General features: G+C 39.2%; 2 protein-coding genes. Both read left to right on the top strand.

The features are described 5' to 3' along the window. Positions 1-1,112, top strand: a 1,112-nt coding sequence (locus AACY61_RS13345; RefSeq protein ID WP_339612072.1) for a methylmalonyl-CoA mutase family protein, incomplete at its 5' end; no start/stop codon positions are given. Between the two features lie 102 nt (positions 1,113-1,214). Then, positions 1,215-1,541, top strand: a complete 327-nt coding sequence (locus AACY61_RS13340; RefSeq protein WP_339612071.1) for a multidrug efflux SMR transporter — start codon at positions 1,215-1,217, stop codon at positions 1,539-1,541. Positions 1,542-1,711: the final 170 nt, after the last annotated feature.

Raw genomic sequence — 1,711 nt, 5'->3', positions numbered from 1 at the left:
TGTCGCAAGTACGAGGTACTGTTCAGGCGGATATTTTAAAAGAAGACCAGGCACAAAATACCTGTATTTTCTCAACGGAATTTGCACTTCGCTTAATGGGCGACGTACAGGAATATTTTATTGAAGAAAAAGTACGTAATTTTTATTCAGTATCAATTTCAGGTTATCACATTGCCGAAGCCGGCGCTAATCCTATAACACAACTAGCATTGACTTTATCCAACGGGTTTACTTACGTGGAATACTACTTGAGCAGAGGAATGGATATCAATGATTTTGGACCCAACCTTTCATTCTTTTTTTCCAATGGAATTGACCCGGAGTATGCAGTAATTGGCCGTGTTGCAAGACGCATCTGGTCTAAAGCACTTAAGGAGAAATATGGTGCCAATCCACGAGCTCAGATGCTAAAATACCATATTCAAACTTCCGGAAGGTCATTACACGCTCAGGAAATTGATTTTAACGATATAAGAACTACACTCCAGGCTTTGTATGCAATTTATGACAATTGTAATTCGTTGCACACCAATGCTTATGATGAAGCAATCACAACTCCCACAGAGGGTTCTGTGAGGAGGGCAATGGCTATTCAGTTAATCATCAACAAGGAACTTGGCCTGGCAAAAAATGAAAACCCAATTCAGGGGGCGTTTATTATTGAAGAATTGACAGATCTTGTAGAAGAAGCTGTTTTACTGGAGTTTGATCGCATCACAGAAAGAGGTGGCGTATTAGGTGCGATGGAAACCATGTATCAGCGCAGTAAAATTCAGGAAGAAAGTCTTTATTACGAAACCTTAAAGCACACCGGTGAGTTCCCGATTATCGGTGTAAATACATTTTTGAGTTCAAAAGGATCACCAACCATTATTCCGGCAGAGGTAATTCGTGCCACTGAAGAAGAGAAAGAGTTTCAGATACAAACTTTAAAGAGTCTTCATCAAACCTATGAAGACAGGGCTGAAGCTGCATTAAATAAAGTGAAAGAAGCAGCCATTAAAAATGACAATATCTTTGAGGAATTGATGGAAGCCACCAAAGTGTGTTCTTTGGGTCAAATTACAACAGCATTATTTGAAGTTGGAGGGCAATACAGACGTAATATGTAAGTCAACAGCCTTCCCGGTAAATTTTGTGCTGTGCGGATTTCCTATTTCAATATAGGTAGTGAAAACTATTTTTGTATTCAAGTTTAACCTATAATCTAAACTATGCATTGGATATTGCTAATCATCGCTGGTCTGTTTGAGGTTGGTTTTGCCTTTTGTTTAGGCAAAGCAAAACTGCTGACCGGCACGCCACAATTACTTTGGCTGGCCGGGTTTATATTTTGTTTAAGTATAAGTATGCTATTGCTTTATAAAGCCATTCAGGTCATTCCAATTGGTACTGCTTATGGAGTTTGGACCGGCATTGGTGCGGCCGGAACAGTAATTGTAGGACTTTTGTTTTTTAAAGAACCGATGTCTTTCTGGAGGCTGTTTTTTCTATTTACGCTAGTGGCCTCGGTTGTAGGATTAAAAGTGGTTTCAAACTAAAGTGATAAGTGCCATTGTCGCTGCATTTTTCTAAACCCTTTTAATTCTTTTCGCAACATCCTGATAAACTCCTTTCCATTGGGAACGGATTGTTCTAATCGTTCACAATTTTTGTAGAGTAATATAGAAAGATGGGCTACTGAAGCTGCGTGTTTATGCTTTTCTTCAGA

Origin of the sequence: uncultured Planktosalinus sp., assembly GCF_963973675.1 — a bacterium.
In the GTDB taxonomy this organism is placed as follows: Bacteria; Bacteroidota; Bacteroidia; order Flavobacteriales; family Flavobacteriaceae; genus Planktosalinus.
Note: the sequence above shows the minus strand (reverse complement) of the source record. Positions and strands in the feature narration are given on the sequence as shown.

What these genes read in the sequence shown, in the direction of transcription:
- AACY61_RS13340 (WP_339612071.1), top strand. Translation starts at nt 1,215, where the DNA reads ATGCATTGGATATTGCTAATCATCGCTGGTCTGTTTGAGGTTGGTTTT.